Annotated in this window: 16 protein-coding genes; 7 read left to right on the top strand and 9 right to left on the bottom strand. The window is 66.3% G+C overall.

Annotated elements, in window-relative coordinates; genetic code table 11:
* The first annotated feature begins 22 nt into the window (after nt 1-22).
* The gene (locus B7X30_RS10350; protein ID WP_286730477.1) at nt 23-1495 is read left to right on the top strand and encodes a cytochrome-c peroxidase; all 1473 of its coding nucleotides are present in this window, start codon (nt 23-25) and stop codon (nt 1493-1495) included.
* Nucleotides 1496-1540: 45 nt separating this feature from the next.
* On the opposite strand, the gene B7X30_RS10345 is transcribed toward B7X30_RS10350, so the two are convergent.
* Nucleotides 1541-1957, bottom strand: coding sequence for a DUF3806 domain-containing protein (locus B7X30_RS10345; protein WP_286730476.1), 417 nt, complete (start codon nt 1955-1957; stop codon nt 1541-1543).
* 146 nt (nt 1958-2103) lie between these two features.
* Here B7X30_RS10345 and B7X30_RS10340 point away from each other — a divergent pair, with 146 nt between their 5' ends.
* The 3 genes from B7X30_RS10340 to B7X30_RS10330 are packed head-to-tail and all read left to right on the top strand — an operon-like array spanning nt 2104 to nt 4043.
* On the top strand, nt 2104-2964 hold the full coding sequence (locus tag B7X30_RS10340; RefSeq protein ID WP_286730475.1) for a helix-turn-helix domain-containing protein: 861 nt from the start codon (nt 2104-2106) through the stop codon (nt 2962-2964).
* 9 nt (nt 2965-2973) lie between these two features.
* Nucleotides 2974-3720 carry an AzlC family ABC transporter permease gene (locus B7X30_RS10335; protein ID WP_286730473.1) on the top strand — a complete coding sequence of 249 codons (747 nt, stop codon included), beginning with the start codon at nt 2974-2976 and terminating at the stop codon, nt 3718-3720.
* Nucleotides 3717-4043 (top strand): AzlD domain-containing protein, encoded by a 327-nt coding sequence (locus tag B7X30_RS10330; RefSeq protein ID WP_013107093.1) that lies wholly within the window; start codon nt 3717-3719, stop codon nt 4041-4043. The genes B7X30_RS10335 and B7X30_RS10330 overlap by 4 nt, the downstream gene beginning before the upstream one ends.
* 1 nt (nt 4044) lies before the next feature.
* Here B7X30_RS10330 and B7X30_RS10325 read toward each other — a convergent pair whose 3' ends face one another.
* Together B7X30_RS10325 and B7X30_RS10320 are read right to left on the bottom strand one after the other, a co-directional pair.
* Nucleotides 4045-4782: a DsbC family protein gene (locus B7X30_RS10325; RefSeq protein WP_013107092.1), complete on the bottom strand. Its 738-nt coding sequence runs from the start codon at nt 4780-4782 to the stop codon at nt 4045-4047.
* A 27-nt stretch (nt 4783-4809) separates the two neighbouring features.
* Nucleotides 4810-6018 (bottom strand): FAD-dependent monooxygenase, encoded by a 1209-nt coding sequence (locus B7X30_RS10320; protein ID WP_286730470.1) that lies wholly within the window; start codon nt 6016-6018, stop codon nt 4810-4812.
* Nucleotides 6019-6159: 141 nt separating this feature from the next.
* On the opposite strand from B7X30_RS10320, the gene B7X30_RS10315 reads away from it, so the two are divergent.
* Complete coding sequence (locus B7X30_RS10315) at nt 6160-8484, top strand: AsmA family protein (RefSeq protein ID WP_286730468.1); 2325 nt, start codon at nt 6160-6162, stop codon at nt 8482-8484.
* A 1-nt stretch (nt 8485) separates the two neighbouring features.
* On the opposite strand, the gene B7X30_RS10310 is transcribed toward B7X30_RS10315, so the two are convergent.
* The 3 genes from B7X30_RS10310 to B7X30_RS10300 are packed head-to-tail and all read right to left on the bottom strand — an operon-like array spanning nt 8486 to nt 10502.
* Nucleotides 8486-8992, bottom strand: coding sequence for a TPM domain-containing protein (locus B7X30_RS10310; protein WP_286730467.1), 507 nt, complete (start codon nt 8990-8992; stop codon nt 8486-8488).
* A 1-nt stretch (nt 8993) separates the two neighbouring features.
* The gene (locus tag B7X30_RS10305) at nt 8994-9878 is read right to left on the bottom strand and encodes a TPM domain-containing protein (protein WP_286730466.1); all 885 of its coding nucleotides are present in this window, start codon (nt 9876-9878) and stop codon (nt 8994-8996) included.
* A gap of 6 nt (nt 9879-9884) precedes the next feature.
* Nucleotides 9885-10502, bottom strand: coding sequence for a LemA family protein (locus B7X30_RS10300; RefSeq protein WP_286730465.1), 618 nt, complete (start codon nt 10500-10502; stop codon nt 9885-9887).
* 314 nt (nt 10503-10816) lie between these two features.
* Between B7X30_RS10300 and B7X30_RS10295 the strand changes: the two genes are divergently transcribed.
* Both B7X30_RS10295 and B7X30_RS10290 read left to right on the top strand, forming a co-directional pair.
* Nucleotides 10817-11725 (top strand): tetratricopeptide repeat protein, encoded by a 909-nt coding sequence (locus B7X30_RS10295; RefSeq protein WP_286730464.1) that lies wholly within the window; start codon nt 10817-10819, stop codon nt 11723-11725.
* 7 nt (nt 11726-11732) lie between these two features.
* Nucleotides 11733-12566 carry a PPK2 family polyphosphate kinase gene (locus tag B7X30_RS10290; protein ID WP_286730463.1) on the top strand — a complete coding sequence of 278 codons (834 nt, stop codon included), beginning with the start codon at nt 11733-11735 and terminating at the stop codon, nt 12564-12566.
* Nucleotides 12567-12578: 12 nt separating this feature from the next.
* On the opposite strand, the gene B7X30_RS10285 is transcribed toward B7X30_RS10290, so the two are convergent.
* From B7X30_RS10285 to B7X30_RS10275, 3 genes are all read right to left on the bottom strand, one after another.
* The gene (locus B7X30_RS10285; protein WP_286730462.1) at nt 12579-13112 is read right to left on the bottom strand and encodes a cytochrome b; all 534 of its coding nucleotides are present in this window, start codon (nt 13110-13112) and stop codon (nt 12579-12581) included.
* 94 nt (nt 13113-13206) lie between these two features.
* Nucleotides 13207-13653, bottom strand: coding sequence for a PsiF family protein (locus B7X30_RS10280; RefSeq protein WP_286730461.1), 447 nt, complete (start codon nt 13651-13653; stop codon nt 13207-13209).
* Between the two features lie 196 nt (nt 13654-13849).
* Nucleotides 13850-14248 (bottom strand): metallopeptidase TldD-related protein (locus tag B7X30_RS10275; protein ID WP_286730460.1); only part of this gene is annotated, 399 nt, incomplete at its 5' end.

Below are 14248 nucleotides of genomic sequence, written 5' to 3'. Positions count from 1 at the left end.
AAATTCGCCGAGAAGCCGCACCATGTCTGTCACCTCTACCCACCCTGCCATCGCTTCTTCGGTCGCTGTGCAGGCGCCTGCGAGCAAGCCGCGCCGCTCGCACTGGGCACGCCGCCTGGCCATTGCGCTGGTCGTTGCCCTTGCGGGGGGCGGCGGCGCGCTGGCCTGGGGTATGCACGAGCAGCCGAGCATTCCCCCCGTCGTTTGGCTGCAGCATCCGGTGCAGAGCTTCACTTTCGCGCTGGGCGGCAATCCGCACCCGGTGCAACTCGTGTTGCCGCCGCAGCAACCCCTCTCGGCCGTGGCGCAACTGGGGCGTCAGTTGTTTTTTGATACGGCGCTTTCAGCCTCGGGCAAGCAGTCTTGCGCGTCTTGTCATGACCCGGCGAATGGCTACAACCCTCCAACGGGCAGCGGGCCGGTGATGCTGGGCGGGCCGAATATGACCTCACCCGGCTTTCGCCCGCCGCCGTCGCTGGCCTACCTCTACCGGCAGCAGCCGTTCTCCATCGGCCCGGACAACGAGGAGAACGAAACCATCACCCTGCAGCAACTCGCGGCGCTGGGGCAGACCAGCCAGCGGGCGAAGAAGACCGCGCAGAGCACGGCGCAGTCGGTACAAAATCTGGTACCCACCGGCGGGCTGTTCTGGGACGGGCGGGTGAACACCCTGCAGCAGCAGGCGGGTGGCCCGCTGTTCAACCCGGTGGAGATGGACGCGGGCACGCCGCAGCGCGTGGCTGCCATCATCGAGCGCCAGCCGTATGCCAAGATGTTTTTGCAACTCTTCGGCCCCAATGTGTTTGCAGACCCGAAGCAGACGGTTTCTGAGGCGCTGTTTGCGATCGCCCGTTACCAGATCGAAGACCCGCAGTTCCACGCCTTCAACAGCAAATACGACGCCTGGCTGCAGGGCAGGGCGACTCTGACGTCGCAGGAAATGCGCGGCTATCTGGCGTTCAACGATGTGAACAAGGGCGATTGCGCCGCCTGCCATCTGGATCAGCCGACCAAGGATCATCTGCCGCCGCTGTTCACCGACACGCAGTACGAGGCGCTGGGCGTGCCGCGTAACCCACAGATTCCAGCGAACCAGAATCCGCACTACTTCGATATCGGGCTGTGCGGCCCCTTCCGGACCGACCTGAAAAACCAGACTGCCTACTGCGGCATGTTCCTCACCCCCACGCTGCGCAATGTGGCGCAGCGGCCGGTGTATTTCCATAACGGGGTCTATCACTCGCTCAAGCAGGTGCTGGATTTCTACAACTTCCGCGACGTGCAGCCGGGCAAGATCTACCCCACCGTGGGCGGCCAGGTGCGCAAGTACGACGACCTGCCGCCGCAGTACCGCGCCAATGTGGACGTGACCGATCCGCCGCTCAACCGCAAGCTGGGCGAACAACCCGCGATGACCGCGCAGGACATGCGCGACATCATCGCCTTCCTGCACACCCTGAACGACGGTTACACGCCGCTCAAGCCGACTTCATAAGCCGGTCGCATCAAGCGCGGCTTCAACACCGCAGGATGCGCCGCTTCAAGCGGCAAGGGCCGGGGGGTTCAGCCGCTCGCACAAGCTGGCGAACAGCTGCCGCAGGTCGAGCCGGGCGCCGCCGTGCAGATGCGAGCGCAGGGCGCCCTCGGGCGACACCCAGTGCAGGGTGCCCATGCGGCGGATGGCGTAGCCGCGCTGATGCACGCCTTGCACAATGGCCCATTCGCTGCCCGCTTGCTCATGCAGCAAGACACGGCCGAGCGCGGCTGAAACGGCGTGGAGCTGCTCGGGTGTGGGCGCGGCCGGGTGCTGCGCAATGAGATTCTGGAGGATGGGCAGATCCTGCAAAGTGCCGCTGAGCACATCGCTGCCGCCCTGGGCGAGCACCAGCGCGTCGGCCTGCTGCAACCATTGCGCGAGCTGCTGGGTATCGGACGGTTCAAGATGGAACAGACGCATCACGGTCTCCTGTCAAGTCGATTCGGGGGTGTCACAGCTTGTACGCCCAATGCGGTGACAAATCATGTGCTTCCGAGTGTGGGGCAGGGTTTTTGTGCGGCGCAACTTTGTGTCGAAGCGCTCGGCGTCTGCAGCACAATCTGCGCATGTCCTCACCCGCCATCGCCCCGCAGACCGAATCGGCCCGCATGCACATCGCCCCGGATTTCGCGGGCATGGAGCTGCTGACGGCGCGTTATGTGCATCACCGGTTTGCACCGCATGTGCATGACACCTTTGTCGTGGCCTTGATCGAACAAGGCAGCGAGCGCTTTCGTTGCAGACGGGCGGATGGCGTGGCGAACGCGGGAAGCATCATCGTGATCCCGCCGGCAGAGGTGCACACAGGCCAGAGTGGCGGCGAGTCCGGCTGGTCTTACCGCGCACTTTACCCAGCGCCTCAGAAATTAGGCGAACTCATGGCCGAGCTGCGCGACGGCGATGCGCGGCTGCCGGTGTTCGATCGGGTGGTGTTCGACGACCCGGCGTTGTTCCGTGCTTTGCAGGGCTTGCACGCCGTGCTGATCGCCTGCCGCGATCCCTTGCTTCGCAGCTGCGCTTGGCGCGAGGCCATGACGCCGCTGTTGCGCTACGCCGGGGTGGTCGAGCCCGCCACGGGACGCGAGGATGCCGCCGTGCGCCGAGCGCAGGAGCTGTTGCAGGCCGACTTTGAGGCGGCGTTGACTCTCGACGATCTGGCGCGCGCGGTGGGCCTGAGCCCCTGGCACCTCAACCGCGTGTTCTCGCGCAGCGTCGGGCTGCCGCCGCATGCCTGGCGCAACCAGTGGCGGCTGGCGCAAGCCAAGCGCCTGCTGCGTGGCGGGCTGAGTCCGGCGGAGGTCGCGGCGAGTCTGGGTTTTGCCGACCAGTCGCATCTGCACCGGCTGTTCAAGCGCGCCTTCGGCGTCACGCCTGGCGGTTATCTCCAGAGCAAGAACGTTCAAGACCGCATCGAGCCGTGCCGCTAGTCTGTGGGCATGACGTCGATTTCTTCTTCCTCGCCTCACCCGGCGGGACGTTCCACCGAATTTCTCCTCGGCGCGCGCGATACCCTGCCGCTGCTCCTGGGCGCTGCGCCCTTCGGGCTGATTTTCGGCGCGCTGGCGTCGGCCAGTCCGCTGGGCATCGTCGGGGCGCTGGGCATGTCGGCGCTGGTGTTCGCCGGATCGGCGCAGTTCATCGCGCTGAGTCTGCTGGGCGCCGGCGCCAGCGCGCTGGTCGTGGTGTTCACCACTCTGGTCGTCAACCTGCGCCACTTGCTGTACGCCGCCAGCCTGCAGCCGCAGATGGCGCGGCTGCCGCAGCGCTGGCGGGTGCTGCTGGCGTTCTGGCTGACCGATGAGACCTACGCCGCGGTGCATCATCGCTACGCGCACGACGACGGCGCGCCGTTCAAACACTGGTACACGGCGGGGTCGGGCGCGGCGATGTACGCCAACTGGCTGGGCTGGACGGCGGTCGGCGCGTTTCTGGGGCAGGCCAGCCCGGCCTTGACGCATCTCGGACTCGAATTCGCGCTTGTGGCCACCTTCGTGGGCATCGTCGCGCCGCTGCTGCGCGAACGTCCCAGCATCGCCGTGGCCCTTACTGCGGCGGTGGTGGCGCTGGCGGCGCGCGACCTGCCGTACAAGCTCGGCCTGATGCTCGCCGCCTTCGCCGGGGTGGCGGTCGGGGTGTGGATGGATGGTCGCCGCCGTCTGCAAGCCGCAGGAGACCCGCGATGAACTGGAGCCTGTGGGCGGTGATCGTCGGCATGGCGGCGGTGACCTTTGCCATCCGCTACACCCTGTTCGGCCTGGGCGGACGGCTGAGGTTTTCGCCGCGAGTGCAGCAGGCGCTGCGCCATGTGCCGGTGGCGGTGCTCACCGCCATCGTCGTGCCCATGGTGTTGCTGCCCGACGGCCAGCACTGGGATTTGAGTTGGCGCAACCCCTGGCTGGCCGGTGCGCTGACCAGTGCCGCGCTGGCACTGGGTACGCGCAAACTACTGGCCGCCATCGCGGGCGGCATGGCGGTGTATCTGCTGTGGCGCTTCGGCTTGGCTTGATTTACTTGACTGCGGCCAGCTTCTTTTCGACTTCTTCTTGTGGCAGGGCGCCTTCCATGCGGTCGCCGTCGGTGAAGATCAGCGTGGGGGTGGACGAAATGCCCAGCTTCTCCGCGAGCTCCACATTGGCCTTGAGCGGGTCGACGCAAGTCGCCGCGGCCGCGGGCGGCTGCACTTGCTTGTTCATCCAGTCCAGCCAGGCCTTGCTGCGGTTGGGGGCGCACCAGATGTCGCGCGCCTGTTGCATCGATTCGCGGCGGATGATGGGCACGACGAACACATGCAGCGTGACGTTGCTCATCTTTTCCAGCGTGGCTTCCATCTTGTGGCAGTACGGGCAATACGGGTCTTCAAAAATCGCGATCTGACGCTTGCCGTTACCGAACACCAGCTTGAACGAGTCTTTGAACGGCAGATCCTTCCAGTTCACCCGGCGCAGATCGTCGATCCGGGCCTTGGTGACGTTGGTCTGGGTCTTGGTGTCGAAAATCTCGCCTGCGAACAAAAAGGTGGCCTTGGCGTCGGTGTAAAAAATCTTGCTGCCCACGTCCACTTCATACAGCCCGGCATAGGGGGTTTTGATGATCTTGGCGCTGGCAGGCAGACCCGGCATGGCCTTTTCGAGTGCGGCGCGGGTTTCGGCCAGGGTTTGCGCCATGACCGGCAGAGACAGGAAGGCCGCGGACAGCGCGACACCGCGCAGAACGCGCGCGACGGAGCGGGAGAGCAAAGAGTTCATTTAGGCGGGAATGCGCACAAACGCGCGTCAGGCAAGATAGGGAAGACCCGAAGCATAGCGGGTGAGCAACTGCCGGACGGGCGGCAGGGCATTGGCGGTCTGCAGGCCCAGCGCGCGCAGCGGCCCGGGCACCCGGCTGCCCGCAGCGTACAGCCGGGCGAGGGCGTCGGTGGTGGTGGCGAGCGCCAGCACCTGTTCGGCGCGCGCGCGGGAATAACGTCGCAGCAGTCGCGGGTCGTGCACGGCCTGGCCGGCGCTGCGCTGTTGCAGGGTGCGGGCCAGCACCTGCACGTCTTGCAGACCCAGATTGAGACCCTGACCCGCCAGCGGATGCACGCGATGCGCCGCGTCGCCAATCAGCACCAGACCGTCGGCCACGGTGCGGCGGGCCAGCTGGCGCTGCAGGCGCCAGGCCGCCGCGGGGCCGGTGGCCTGCAGCGGCCCGAGGTGTTGCGCGCGCAAGGCGGGCAGGTGCGCTTCGACGCGCTGCGCCAGAGCCTGCGGCGGCAGGGCGAGCAACTCTTGCGCAAGCACCTCCGGGGCCGACCAGACCAGCGACACCATTGGTCGACCCTGCATCGGCGCCAGCGGCAGCAGGGCGATCACGCCGTTATCTGCAAAGGTTTGGAAGGCAAGGCCCTCGTGCGGTGCGGCGCAGATGAAATTGGCCACCACGCCGCGCTGCAGGTAGTCGTGCGTATCCATCGCGATGCCCGAGACCTTGCGCACCAGACTGTGCTCGCCGTCGGCGCCGATGAGCAGCGCGGCCTGCAGGGTGCGGCCGTCATCGGTCTGCACCTGCCAGCCTGCCGCCGCGGGCTGGCGTTGCAGCCGCGCAGCCTGGGCCGAGTCGATCACAACCCGACGCTCGAAGCGCAGCGCCAGATCGAGCGCGGTTTCGATCGCGTCGGATTCGACGATCCAGGCCAGCGCCTCGCTGCGGGCGTCGCGGGCATCGAAGGCGAGCTGGGCGCCATCGGCGCGGATGTGCATGGCCTGTACGGGCTGAATGCGCTCAGGCGGCATCTGCGGCCAGACCCGCAGTTCTTCGAGCAATTGCCTTGAGGCGGCGTTGAGCGCGTAAAGGCGCTGAGCATAGCCCTGGGTCGGCAGGGCGGCGGCCGGGCGCGCGCCCAGCAGGGTGACCTGCAGTCCGATCTGCGCCAGCGCCAGCGCGCAGGCCTTGCCTGCAATGCCGCCGCCGCAGATCAGAAGGTCGGAAGAAGGGGAGGACATGATGGAATGGCTGCGCTTGAAGCGCTGTGTTTCTGGGAACTTCGGGCTGTCAGACAAGCTGCCTAAAATCAGCCGCCATGTTGACCGACAAAACCCGCATTGTGCCCCCGGCGCATCAGCGCCTGGGCGTAATTCCCGCCCATGACTGAGGTCACTGCGCCGCAGCCCGACGCGCCCGCGCCGCGCAGGCGCTGGCCGATGCGGCTGTTCAAGGGGCTGCTGGCGGCGCTGCTGGCTGCGGTCATTCTGGTGGTGGGCGGCATGAGCATTTTGCTGCTCACCTTCGATCCGAACCAATACAAGGCCACGTTGATCCAGGTGGTGCAGGAGCGCGAGCACCGCACATTGACGTTGCCGGGCACGATCGAGCTCACGCTGTTTCCGCCACTGACGCTGCGCACCGGGCCGTTTTCCTTGAGCGAGCGCGACTCTCCCGCCGTTTTCGCGCGGGCTGACGACCTGCGACTGCACCTCGATCTATTCGCGCTGCTGCGGCGCAAGCTGGTGGTCGATCGGGTGGTGATGATCAAGCCGCAGATTCATGTGGCCCGCGACGCGCAGGGGCGTTTCAACTTCGCCGACCTGCTGCCCGACAGCAAGCCCGAATCCGCGCCCCCGCGCAGCCCGCTGGGCCTGTCGGTGCACCGTCTGCAGGTGGAGCAGGGCGTGCTCTTTTACGACGACGACAAGGCCAAGCTCCACGGCCAGCTCGACGGCCTGGACGTCGGCCTTTCCGGCCTGGACGGCGGCAACGCCGGGGCCTTCCATCTGGAGACCACGGCGCGCTTCGTCCAGCCCGCGCTGGCAACCCGCATCGCCCTGCGCGGCAAGTTGCTGGCCGACCCGGCGCAGCACAGCGTGGCGCTGACCGATCTGGCGCTGTCGGCGCAGGGCGATGTGCCGGGACTGAAGGCGATGCAGACCCAGCTCAACGCCGATCAACTCGAGCTGCGCACTGGTTCATTGTGGGCGCTGACGACGCGGCAATGGCGCGTCAAGACCACCGGCCGCACCGAGAGCGGGGAAAACTTGAGTGCGCAGATCAGCCTGCCAACGCTCGAAGCCAAGGGCGACACCGTGCAGATCGGGCCGCTCGATGCCAGCGCCGAGATCGGCGCGGCGCAGGCGCTGCAGCTGCAGTGCAAGGCCCAGCAGGCCGCGGGCGCCTGGAGCGCGCTGCGCGTTCCCGTGGCGCAGTGCGATGTGCAGCGCGGCGCCGCCGGAAAGACGGGGGCGATGCGACTGACTCTGGCCTCGCCGTTGCAGCTCGACCTCACTCATGCGCACTATGTTCTGCCCGCGATCAAGCTCTCGGGCCAGCTCACCCCCGGCGCCAAACCGCAGACCCTGGCGCTGCAGGGCAATGCGCAATACGACGGCGGCGCGAACGGCCCCATGAACGGACCTACCGCGCAGTTTCAGCTCCAAGGCCTGGTGGCCGGCAGCGGGATGAAGCTGTCGGGCGGCTGGGCGCAGCCCGACACCCTGCGCCTCGACGTGAATGCCGACCGCCTCAACCTCGACGATTGGCTGCCGCCGCCCGCCGCCCAACCAAAATCCGCCGCGCCCGCGCCTGCCCCCATCGACCTGTCGGCCTTTCAAAAACTCGGGCTGGGCGCGCAGTTCAAGATTGGCAGCCTGGTGTTCAAGGGCATGCAATGGAGCGCGGTGCAGGGCCAGTTGACCAGCGACCGCAAAACGCTGACCCTGCAGCCTTTCACCGCGCAGGGCTTTGGCGGCAGTGTGGACGCGAATCTGCGGGTGAATCTGGCGCAGCAGCAATACACCCTGCAGCAAAGCGGGCGTGATGTCAGCGTGCAGCCGGTGTTGCAGGCTTTGGTCGGCAAGGATTTTCTGCTCGGCAAGGCCAACTGGACGATGAACCTGACGGCACAGGGCAAGACCCTGCCCGCGCTCATCGCCAGCCTTTCGGGCAAGGCGCGGCTCGATGTGCGCAACGGCGCTGTGAAGGGTTTCAATCTGGCGCAGATGCTGCGTAACGCCCGCGCCCTGCTGGCGGCACGCAAGGATGGGCAGTTCGCCGCCACCGCGGGTGAGCAGACTGATTTCACCGCGCTCGGCGCCACCTTTGTGCTGCAGAACGGGGTGGCGAACAACAGCGACCTAATGGTGCAGAGCCCGCTGCTGCGCGTGGGCGGCGAGGGCTGGTTCGATCTTCCCCGGCAGCGTCTGGACTATCTGCTGCTGCCCGCCGTCGTCGGTTCGCTACAGGGGCAGGGCGGGGCCGATCTCGCGGCCTTGCGCGGCGTCACCGTGCCGGTGCGTATCGCGGGCAGTTTTGCCCAGCCGAGCTACACCGTGTTGTGGTCGCAGGCGGGCGGGAATCTGTTGAAGCAGACCTTGAAAAACACCTTGCAGAACGAACTGCAGAAACAGCTCGCACCCGCCCAGGCCCAGCCGCTGCAGAAGGCGGTTCCTGGCCTGTTCAAGGGTTTGTTTCCTTGAACTACAGCCGCAGCACCACCGGCCAGTCGGGCAACTCGTTGCGTTTTTCGCTGCTGCGCGGCGGCGCATGCAGGGCGAGCAGGCCGCTGACTTCGGCCACGCCCTGCAGCGCGGCGGCCTCGAAGCGGCCCTGGCGTAGCAGCGCTTCCATGCTGCGGCACACCTGCTCCCAAGCGTCGCTCGGCACCCGTTGGTGGATGCCGCGGTCGGCCACGATTTCCACGTCCCGCTCGGCCAGCAGCAGGTAGATCAGCACTCCGTCGTTGTGCTCCGTATCCCAGACGTGCAGGTGCGAGAACACCTCGATAGCGCGCTCGCGGGCGCTCAGGCCGCGCCAGAGTTCGGGCAGATCGAGCGCGCCTTCAACCGCAAAGCGGATTTCGCCGCCGTGTGCCTGCTCAGCCGCGTGAATGGCCTTGGCAATGGCGGCCAGCGTGGCTTGCGGAAACGCCCGGCGGGTTTGCCAGGGCGCAAAGCGCAGGTGTTGCAGCAGACGGGACCAACGCATCTCACCACCGGCCCGAAGCGCCGCCTCCGCCAAAACCACCGCCGCCGCCGCTGAATCCGCCCGAGCCGCGGTCATTGCCGCCGCCGAATCCGCCGCCGCCGAAGCCACCACCACCCAGTCCGCCCGGCCCACCTCCCATGCGTATGCCGCTGAACACGGCAAGGAAGGCGAGCGCGCCGAATGTCAGTCCCAACAGCACGGAGCCGACGAGCCACCACCCCGCGCCGCCTGCGATCAGTCCGCTCAGCCCGGCGCCGACGGTGCGGCCGAGCACGCTGCGCAGCACCGAGCCCAGCACGACCGCGCCGATCAACACCATGAAGCCGATTTCCTGCGCGCTGGATCGGTCTGCGCCCGGCGCGACAGCCTGCGGCGGTGACAGTTGCTCGCCGTCGATCAGCTTCATGAGCTGTTGTACGCCAGCCTGCAGTCCGCCGAAATAGTCGCCCTGCTTGAACTGCGGGGTGATGACCTCGGCGATGATGCGCTTGGCGATGGCGTCGGGAATGGCGCCTTCCAGCCCGTAGCCGACTTCGATGCGCATGGCGCGGTCGTCCTTGGCGACGAGCAGCAGCACGCCGTCGTCTTGCGCCTTGCGGCCCAGCTTCCACGCCTCGGCCACGCGAATGCTGTATTGCTCGATGGCTTCCGGCGCGGTGCTGGGCACCATGAGGATGGCGATCTGGCTGCCTTTGCGCGTGGCGAAGGCTCGCAGTTCCTGATCGAGCGTGGCGGTTTGCTCCGCGGTGAGGGTGCCGGTGAGGTCGGTGACCGGCGCGGTAAGCGCGGGCACCGGCGCCAGCGCGGCCCAGGCCAGCGTGCCAAGTCCGCACAGCAGCAGCGCGGCAAGCAGGCAGCGCTTCCAGAGTCCGCGCAACAGCGTCATGCGGCCTTACTTCGATGCGGCAGGCGCGGGGGCGCCGCCGAAGTCCACCTTGGGCGCCACCGAGATGGCTTTCTCGTTCTCCACGGTGAAGCTGGGCTTGACCTTCATGCCCACCACCATGGCGGTGAGGTTGCTGGGGAACTGGCGCACCAGGTTGTTGTAGTTCTGCACGGCTTCGATGTAGCGCATGCGGGCCACGGTGATACGGTTCTCCGTGCCTTCGAGCTGGGCCTGCAGATCGCGGAACACGCCATCGGCCTTGAGCTGCGGATAGTTTTCGGACACCGCGATCAGGCGCGACAGCGCGCTGGTCATCTGCGCCTGCGCCTCCTGGAACTTGGCAAAGGCGGCCGGATCGTTGATGAGTTCGGGCGTGGCCTGGATCTGGCCGACCTTGGCGCGCGCCTCCGTCACTTGCACGAACACGTCTTTCTCATGCGCGGCGTAACCCTTGACCACGTTCACCAGATTGGGCACCAGATCGGCCCGGCGCTGGTACTGGTTGAGCACTTCGGCCCAACTCGCTTTGATCTGCTCGTCGGACGCCTGCAGGGCGTTGTAGCCGCAGCCGCTCAGGCTCAGAAGGGCGGCGGAAAGCAAGAGAAGGGATATCCAGCGGCGCATGAAAGAGTCTCCGCAAAAAAGGAACAAACACGGGAAGAAACACGTTGAACCCAGATTTTCCATTAGGACATGGGATGATGGTGCGGCAGGTTGGGGATGGATTCGGCCCTGCGCGACAAGCCCATAGCCCGAGCTATGGGCGCGAAGCGCGGGGGCGAAGACGCCCCAAACCGCCCGCCAGCGCCCATGTAGGGGCGTAGCCCCGCCTAATGGAAATTCTGGGTTGAAACAAGAGTACGAAGCATATCGCCGCAATGTTCCGCTCCGGGGCGAGTCGGGGGTATGCTGCATGCCTGCAAAAAATCGCCGCGCCCATGAGTACCCCACGGTCCGCCGAGCTCGATCTCGGCATTCACACCCAACCGCCCCAGCATCTCGACTTCAGCGAGACGCAGCATCCGCTCGAAGTCCTGGCGCATGAGGGAGATGCGGCCGCGCAAGAGTGGCTGGGCGCCCACTATCACGACCGCAAGGACTTTGTTCATGCGGCGCACTGGTATCGCAAGGCGGCCGAACAGGGTTCTGCCGGGGCCCGGTACAACCTGGGCTGGCTCTACATACACGGGCGCGGCGTGGAACAAAGCGATGCTCAGGCGTTGGCCCTGTGGCGCCAAGCCTGCGAAGCGGGTTTGGCCCGGGCGATGAATGGTCTGGGATTTTTGTACGAGCATGGGCGCGGCGTGCCCCGCAGCGACGCGCAGGCCCAGGTCTGGTATCAGCGTGCCGCAGAGGCGGGCGACGCGGCGGGCCAGTGCAATCTGGGCATTTTTCTGCTCAACGGACGTTGCGGCCCGGCCGATCCTTCGGGCGCTGCGGCGATGTTCTCTCTTGCCGCGCATCAGGGCCATCGTGAAGCCTGCTACCGCTACGGACATCTGTTCGTCACCGGCCAGGGCGTCGAGCAGGACGATGCGCAGGCCGTGGCCTGGCTGCGCAAGGCCGCCGAGATGGATATGCCCGAGGCGCAGCGCGAGCTTGCCGCCTTGTTGGCGATGGGTCGGGGCGGCAGTCTCGACTACACCCAGGCGGCCGGCTGGTACCAGCGGGCGGCGGAGCTGGGCGATGCGCAGGCGCAGTTCGGTCTTGGCGTGCTGTACTACCGCGGGCTGGGCAAGCTGCCTGACGTCGAGAAAGCGCGACATTGGTGGACGCTGGCCGCCGCGCAGGGTGAGGAACGCGCCCGCAAAAATCTGGCGCTGCTGGCCAAGGGTGTGAGGCGCTGAAGCGGACATGCCCTCTGACATGCCTCTACTGACCGATCTGCGCCGTCTGCGGGTAGACCCCGAAGACAACCTCGACCTCTCGGACCGCCCCACGCAGATCGACCTGCCGGGCGACCCTTCCAAAGACGAGATCGAGGCCGAACTCGACCGCCTGCGCGGCCAGATCGGCGAGCTGCAGGACGCGATGTTCACCCGCCGCGAGCAGGCTCTGCTGGTGGTGTTGCAGGGCATGGATTCGGCAGGCAAGGACAGCACGACCAAGGCGGTGTTCACCGGGGTGAATCCGCTGGGCATCCACGCGGCGTCGTTCAGCGTACCCAGCGTGCAGGAACGGCGGCACGACTTTCTCTGGCGGGTGCATGCGCAGGTGCCGCCGCTGGGCTGCATCGGCGTGTTCAACCGCAGTCATTACGAGGAACCGGTCATCCGCCGGGTGCACGGTGAGTTGAAGAACGGCGAGATGAAGCGCTATTTGCGGCAGATCACCGATTTCGAGCAGATGCTGGCGGAATCGGGTACGGCCATCGTCAAGTGTTTTCTGCACCTGAGCTTTGACGAGCAGCGCGAGCGCTTGCAGGAGCGCATCGACAACCCGCTCAAACACTGGAAGTTCGACCCGTCCGATCTCGAAGAGCGGCAGTTTTGGAAGCCTTATCAGGCCGCCTACAGCCAGGCGCTGGCGGCGACTTCTACTGCGCAGGCGCCCTGGTGTGTGGTGCCGGCCGACCGCAAGCCGGTGCGCAATCTGATTGTGGCGCGTCTGGTGGTGCAGGCGCTCGAGGCGCTCAAAACCCCGCCGCCCGAGCCCAAGCCCGAGCTGGCCGGGCTGAAGGTGGTTTAGGTCTGAATTTTTTTACAACATGCGGCGCAGGCTGCCGTCGCGCAGGATGAAGGCGTGGTACAGCGCTGCAGCAACGTGCAGACCGATCAAGCCGAGCAGCCCCAGAGCGACCACTTGATGCGCGTCGCCCAGCAGGCCAGCCCATGTGGCGTTGGCTGGAAACAGCGCGGGCAGCGGCCATAGCCCCAGCCAATGCACCGGCCACTCGCGGGCCGACGCGGCCAGCCATCCCAGCAGCGGCAGCAAGACGAATCCGGCATAGAGCAGCGCATGTGTGGCCTGGGCCGCAAGCGCCTGCCAGGCGGGCATCGGCGGGTGCGGCGGCGGTGTCTTGATCAGCCGCCACAGCAGGCGCAGCACGAAAAGGGTGAGAACGGTCGTGCCCACGCCGATATGCCAGGTCGCCAGCGCATCTTCAGGCGCGCCGCGGTGATCGGTCATCAGCCAGGCCAGGGGATATTCCAGCAGGATCAGCGCCACGATGGCCCAATGCAGCAGGCGGGAGACGGGGTGATAGCGCGCTTCGGGCACGGCGATTGTGGACATGGTGAGCAAGGCCGCACGGGGCGGCGGCTGAAAATCAGAATGCCCACAACTTAACCGGCCTCACTTAGCGCGGGCTGAGTCCGTTCACACCTGCTTAGTTGCAAGTCTTGCCATGCGCCGGATGATCGCCCGCCGCCTTGGCGGCCGACTCGCTCATGTATTCGCCGTGCTTGGTCTTGCCGTAGTACTTGTCGCCCGGGCAGTGATAAACCTTGGTCGAGGCATTCACCCACACCTTGCCCGCGCCGCCGCCCGCCGCCGCGGCCATGCCTGCGCCCGAGGTTTGCATGGAGTGATGCTCTTCTTCCTTCTTGGTTTCTTGGTGGGCTTGCTCCGTTGCGGGTGCGGCGGATTCCTGAGCCTTGCTCACGCAGGATTTGATGAACTCGGTGCGATCCTTGCCTTTGAGGCTTTGCTCCTTGGCCTGTTTTTCGCACTGCACTTTTTGTTCGTGATTTTTCAGCAAACCGGCCGAAGCGACCGAGGGGAAGGCCAGGGCAGCGCTGGTCAGCGCGACGGCGAGCAGGGTGGTGTGTTTCATGGAGCAAACCTTTCTTCAGCAGTGTGGGAGGGAAGGCCGGATCCGCGTCCGGCTTGGGTGCACTGTAATCAGTGTTCACCCGTTCATCATGCACCGTAAAGCAGTTTTCACCGATGTCACCGCAAGTAAAAAATGAAACAGCCGGAACGCATCGCTGCGGTCCGGCTGTCGGGCCTGGATGAAGGTCGGGCCGAGCTCAGCCCGTACCGCCCACGGTCACGCCGTCGATGCGCAGGGTCGGCTGGCCCACGCCGACGGGCACGCTCTGGCCTTCCTTGCCGCAGGTGCCCACGCCGCTGTCCAGCCGCAGATCGTTGCCGATCATGCTCACGCGGGTGAGCGCGTCGGGGCCGTTGCCAATCAGTGTGGCGCCCTTTACCGGGTAGAGCGGCTTGCCCTTCTCCACCCACCAGGCTTCGCTGGCGGAGAACACGAACTTGCCGCTGGTGATGTCCACCTGCCCGCCGCCGAAGTTCACCGCGTACAGGCCGCGGTCGATGCTGGCGAGGATTTCCGCCGGATCGCGGTCGCCCGCCAGCATGTAGGTGTTGGTCATGCGCGGCATGGGCACATGCGCGTAGCTCTCGCGGCGGCC

It is taken from the genome of Thiomonas sp. 13-64-67, from assembly GCF_002282795.1.
GTDB lineage: Bacteria > Pseudomonadota > Gammaproteobacteria > Burkholderiales > Burkholderiaceae_C > Thiomonas > Thiomonas arsenitoxydans.
This window is presented reverse-complemented; position numbering and strand designations above follow the sequence as displayed.

What these genes read in the sequence shown, in the direction of transcription:
- B7X30_RS10350 (WP_286730477.1), top strand. Translation starts at nt 23, where the DNA reads ATGTCTGTCACCTCTACCCACCCTGCCATCGCTTCTTCGGTCGCTGTG.
- B7X30_RS10295 (WP_286730464.1), top strand. Translation starts at nt 10,817, where the DNA reads ATGAGTACCCCACGGTCCGCCGAGCTCGATCTCGGCATTCACACCCAA.
- B7X30_RS10320 (WP_286730470.1), bottom strand. Translation starts at nt 6,018, where the DNA reads ATGTCCTCCCCTTCTTCCGACCTTCTGATCTGCGGCGGCGGCATTGCA.
- B7X30_RS10285 (WP_286730462.1), bottom strand. Translation starts at nt 13,112, where the DNA reads ATGTCCACAATCGCCGTGCCCGAAGCGCGCTATCACCCCGTCTCCCGC.
- B7X30_RS10310 (WP_286730467.1), bottom strand. Translation starts at nt 8,992, where the DNA reads ATGCGTTGGTCCCGTCTGCTGCAACACCTGCGCTTTGCGCCCTGGCAA.
- B7X30_RS10330 (WP_013107093.1), top strand. Translation starts at nt 3,717, where the DNA reads ATGAACTGGAGCCTGTGGGCGGTGATCGTCGGCATGGCGGCGGTGACC.
- B7X30_RS10340 (WP_286730475.1), top strand. Translation starts at nt 2,104, where the DNA reads ATGTCCTCACCCGCCATCGCCCCGCAGACCGAATCGGCCCGCATGCAC.
- B7X30_RS10280 (WP_286730461.1), bottom strand. Translation starts at nt 13,653, where the DNA reads ATGAAACACACCACCCTGCTCGCCGTCGCGCTGACCAGCGCTGCCCTG.
- B7X30_RS10300 (WP_286730465.1), bottom strand. Translation starts at nt 10,502, where the DNA reads ATGCGCCGCTGGATATCCCTTCTCTTGCTTTCCGCCGCCCTTCTGAGC.
- B7X30_RS10325 (WP_013107092.1), bottom strand. Translation starts at nt 4,782, where the DNA reads ATGAACTCTTTGCTCTCCCGCTCCGTCGCGCGCGTTCTGCGCGGTGTC.
- B7X30_RS10290 (WP_286730463.1), top strand. Translation starts at nt 11,733, where the DNA reads ATGCCCTCTGACATGCCTCTACTGACCGATCTGCGCCGTCTGCGGGTA.
- B7X30_RS10345 (WP_286730476.1), bottom strand. Translation starts at nt 1,957, where the DNA reads ATGCGTCTGTTCCATCTTGAACCGTCCGATACCCAGCAGCTCGCGCAA.
- B7X30_RS10335 (WP_286730473.1), top strand. Translation starts at nt 2,974, where the DNA reads ATGACGTCGATTTCTTCTTCCTCGCCTCACCCGGCGGGACGTTCCACC.
- B7X30_RS10315 (WP_286730468.1), top strand. Translation starts at nt 6,160, where the DNA reads ATGACTGAGGTCACTGCGCCGCAGCCCGACGCGCCCGCGCCGCGCAGG.
- B7X30_RS10305 (WP_286730466.1), bottom strand. Translation starts at nt 9,878, where the DNA reads ATGACGCTGTTGCGCGGACTCTGGAAGCGCTGCCTGCTTGCCGCGCTG.